This is a genomic window from Simplicispira sp., from assembly GCF_028687295.1.
GTDB lineage: Bacteria > Pseudomonadota > Gammaproteobacteria > Burkholderiales > Burkholderiaceae_C > Simplicispira > Simplicispira metamorpha.
Genome location: NZ_JAQUAL010000216.1, coordinates 1 through 3,673, shown reverse-complemented (window position 1 = coordinate 3,673; position 3,673 = coordinate 1). Strand labels below are relative to the sequence as shown.

Annotated in this window: 5 protein-coding genes; 3 read left to right on the top strand and 2 right to left on the bottom strand. The window is 64.8% G+C overall.

The features are described from left to right. The coding region (gene ylqF, locus PHX69_RS15755) for a ribosome biogenesis GTPase YlqF (RefSeq protein ID WP_288045037.1) at positions 1–864 on the top strand (864 nt) is incomplete at its 5' end. Between the two features lie 149 nt (positions 865–1,013). Here the strand turns inward: ylqF and PHX69_RS15750 are convergent. Continuing rightward, positions 1,014–1,157 (bottom strand): hypothetical protein, encoded by a 144-nt coding sequence (locus tag PHX69_RS15750; protein WP_165887059.1) that lies wholly within the window; start codon positions 1,155–1,157, stop codon positions 1,014–1,016. Positions 1,158–1,277: 120 nt separating this feature from the next. Between PHX69_RS15750 and PHX69_RS15745 the strand changes: the two genes are divergently transcribed. Further along, the gene (locus PHX69_RS15745) at positions 1,278–2,207 is read left to right on the top strand and encodes a DHH family phosphoesterase (protein WP_288045034.1); all 930 of its coding nucleotides are present in this window, start codon (positions 1,278–1,280) and stop codon (positions 2,205–2,207) included. Positions 2,208–2,222: 15 nt separating this feature from the next. Here the strand turns inward: PHX69_RS15745 and PHX69_RS15740 are convergent, their stop codons facing one another. Further along, the gene (locus PHX69_RS15740) at positions 2,223–3,122 is read right to left on the bottom strand and encodes a LysR family transcriptional regulator (RefSeq protein ID WP_288045033.1); all 900 of its coding nucleotides are present in this window, start codon (positions 3,120–3,122) and stop codon (positions 2,223–2,225) included. A 108-nt stretch (positions 3,123–3,230) separates the two neighbouring features. On the opposite strand from PHX69_RS15740, the gene PHX69_RS15735 reads away from it, so the two are divergent. After that, positions 3,231–3,673 (top strand): Bug family tripartite tricarboxylate transporter substrate binding protein (locus PHX69_RS15735; RefSeq protein WP_288045032.1); only part of this gene is annotated, 443 nt, incomplete at its 3' end.

Below are 3,673 nucleotides of genomic sequence, written 5' to 3'. Positions count from 1 at the left end.
GTGCTGGACGCGCGCCTGCCCGGCTCCAGCGCCAACCCGCTGCTGGCCGAGCTGACGGGCCACAAGCCCACGCTCAAGGTGCTGAACAAACAAGACGTGGCCGACCCCGAGCGCACCGCGCTGTGGCTGGACTGGTACAACGCCCAAAGCGATACCGCTGCCGTGCCGCTGGACGCCTCCGAGCCCGCGCCCGCGCGCAAGCTCATCGACGGCTGCCACCGCCTGGCGCCCAACCGGGGCGGCATGGCCAAGCCCATGCGCGTGCTCATTTGCGGCGTGCCCAACGTGGGCAAGTCCACGCTCATCAACACGCTGACCAACAAGCGCCATGCCAAGACCGGCGACGAGGCTGGCATCACCAAGCTGGAGCAGCGCATCACGCTGACCGATGACTTTTATCTGTGGGACACGCCCGGCATGCTCTGGCCGCGCATCACCGCACCCGAGAGCGGCTTCAACCTGGCCGCCAGTGGCGCCATTGGCCGCAACGCCTACGACGAAGAGCTGGTGGCGCTGGAGCTGCTGCAACGCCTGCAAACGCACTACGCCCCGCTGCTGGAGGCGCGCTACAAACTGGGCCTGCCCGAAGGCGCCGTGGCCCAGCTGCGCGACGACGAACTGCTCGAAGCCATTGGCCGTAAACGCGGCGCCATGCTGGGCGGTGGTCGCGTCAACCTGCAAAAAACGGCCGAGATCGTGATGACCGACTTTCGCGCCGCCATCCTGGGGCGCATCACGTTGGAGACACCGACTGAGTTCGAGGCCTGGCGCGCCGCTGGTGCCTTGCAAGACGCCGAGCGCGAAGCCAAAAAACAGGCCCGGGCGAGCAAGAAAAAGGGCCGCAAAGCGCCCGAAGCGCCGTAACCCGCCGTACCGCAGCCCGCTGCGCCCCTTTGCTTTCTGCTTTTTGGAAGCAAAAAACGACTCCAGCGCTTGCAGGGCAAGCGCTGGAAGCTATCAATTAAAGAGCAGAAAACCAGCTGCCGGGGGCGCGCAGCTGGTAGAGCGCAGGCTTATTTGTTCTTGTCTTTTCCGCGCGGGATGACGGAGGTGACGGGGGGCATGGGCCGGTCAGAGCCACTGCCTTCCCGGGGCGGCGAAGTGTCCTTCTTCGGTTTTTTCGCCATCTTGTTGTTGTGCATCTGTCCTTTGGCCATGTGTTTCTCCGTGCGGGTTTCGGGATGTTTCAATCCACGCCCAAGGGGCGAGTAGGTGAGGCAGCGATGGTATGCGCAAAGCGCACGCTGCGCCGACATAGGGCGACAATGGGCACCACCATGAAAACCATTCTTCCTTTGCAACTGCTGGTGGCCCCCGATAAAAACGATCCCCGCCCGCTCATTCTTTACCATGGCCGCCGCTGCCCCGACGGCTTTGGCGCCGCGCTGGCAGCCTGGCTGTTTTACGGCGGCCAGGCCGAACTGGTCGGGCTGGACCACGGCGATGTGCAAACCCTGGCCGACCTGCCCGACACCGAGGGCCGGGCCGTCTATATCCTGGATTTTTCGTTCTCTGCCCACATCCTGCGCGGCATTGAGGAGCGCGCTGCCAAACTGGTCATGCTCGACCACCACAAAAGCGCTGCTGAAAAACTCACCGGCTTTGCCTGCCGCTGCGGCGTTGTCCACTTTGACATGAGCAAGTCGGGCGCGCGGCTGGCGTGGGAGTTTTTCCACCCCGAGCAGCCGCTGCCCGCCCTGATTGCCTACATCGAAGACCGCGATATCTGGAAATGGGAGTTCCCCGAGAGCGCAGGCTTTTTGTCGGCCCTGGACATGGAGCCGCAGGACTTTGCCCGCTGGCAGGAGATTGCCGCCTTCAGCCCCGAGCAGCTGGCCACCTTCATGGCGCGCGGCACCGCCATGGACGAGAAATACCGCAAGCTGTGTAGCGATTTGGCGGAAAACGCCCAGCCGCTGGTCTTCAACGGCGTGGCCGGCCTCATGGTGAATGTGCCCGGCGTGTTCCACAGCCTGGTGGGTGACCTGCTGGCGCGCCAGTCGGGCACTTTTGCGCTGATGTGGAGCACGGGCGCCAAAGGCGTCAAAGTGGGCTTGCGCTCGCGCAGCGAGTTCAATTGCATTCCGCTGGCCGAAAGCATGGGCGGTGGCGGCCACGCGCAGGCTTGCGGCTTCAAGATGGGCACCGAGCGCCTGCCCGAGTTGCTGGGCGGCGTGTTCAACGCCCAGCCACCGGCAGCGGGCTGACGCAGCAGCAGGTGCTTACGCGGTGGCAAACACCTGCGCCACAAACCCCCGGAACCAGGCCAGTGCCGGGGCTTCGGTGCGGCCTTGCAGCGTGATGTAGGCAAAGTGCGCCTGCGCGCGCTGGGCGGGCTGCAAGTCCAGCTGCACCAGCCGCCCGGTCTGTAGCCCTTCGCGGGCTGCGGCCACGATGCCCAGGTACACCGCCAGCGATCGCTCCACCGCTGCGATCAGGCTGGCCACTTCTTCGCCTTGCAGCGTGACCATGCGCTGCGGGTCGGCAGCGCTGCCGTACTGCGCCACCAGCAGGCGTGCCACCTCGTCCGACAGCGGGGTGGACGCCACCGGGTAGCGCAGTACATCGGCAATGCCCACGTGCGGCAGTTGCAGCAGCGGGTGGTCGGCGCGGCAGACAAACCCCGCTGGCTGGTAGCCCAGCGACGTGATGTGCAGGTCGGGGGCCGGCGCCACCCGGTAGGCATCGATCACCAGCGCGTCCAGCTGGCGTGCGCGCAATTGCAGCAGTTGCAGCTCGGTGGAGCCGCGCGTGATCGAGACGCGCAGGTCGGGGTGCTGCCCCGCGGCGTGGCACAGCAGCGGCGTGGTCAGCAAGGCGCCGGGGCCTGATCCCAGGCCCACGCGAATCTGGCCGCCGCCGCCTTGCAGCAGCTCGGCGCTGCGCTGGAGTTCCGATGCCTCCAGCACGATGCGCCGTGCGCGCACCACCACCTCGCAGCCCAGCGGCGTCAGCTCGTTGCGCTTGCCGATGCGGTCGAGCAACTGGCCCCCCAATTCTTCTTCCAGGTTCTGGATGCTGCGGCTCAGCGCCGACTGCGTGATAAAGCACTGCTCTGCCGCCCGGCTGAACGAGCCGGTATCGGCCAGCGCCAGCAAATGCTCCAGGTGTTTGATATTCATGCTGACCTATTCGCTCAAAGAATATTTATCAGAAAAATAATGCATTAGACGCATAAAAAACGCCGCCCTACGATGGCGCTTCCAACCCACCACAACGACGAGACAAACATGACCTTTTGCAAACGCCGCTTTCTCCAGCACAGTGCTGCCTGGTTCGCTGGCCTGGGCCTGGCCGCTGGTGCCATGGCGCAGAGTTTTCCTGCCAAGCCCGTCACGTTGATGGTGCCGTACCCGGCGGGCGGCATCTCGGACGTGATTGCCCGCACGGTGAACAACGCGCTCTCCAAGCAGCTGGGCCAGCCCGTGGTGGTAGAAAACCTGGGCGGCGCCAACGGCTCCATCGGCGCGCAGAAGGTACTCAACGCACCAGCCGATGGCCACATGGTTTTCCAGGGCTCGCCCAACGAGCTGATCCTGGCGCCGCTGGCCATTTCGTCCATCAAGTTCAAGAGCGAAGACTTCCGCCTGGTGCAGATGATTGCCACGGCGCAGATTGCGTTTTTGGCGCGCAAAGACATTCCGGCCAACAGCGTCGATGAGTTTCTGGACTA

Excerpts from the sequence above, each read along its gene's own strand:
- PHX69_RS15750 (WP_165887059.1), bottom strand. The coding sequence starts at position 1,157 with ATGGCCAAAGGACAGATGCACAACAACAAGATGGCGAAAAAACCGAAG.
- PHX69_RS15745 (WP_288045034.1), top strand. The coding sequence starts at position 1,278 with ATGAAAACCATTCTTCCTTTGCAACTGCTGGTGGCCCCCGATAAAAAC.
- PHX69_RS15740 (WP_288045033.1), bottom strand. The coding sequence starts at position 3,122 with ATGAATATCAAACACCTGGAGCATTTGCTGGCGCTGGCCGATACCGGC.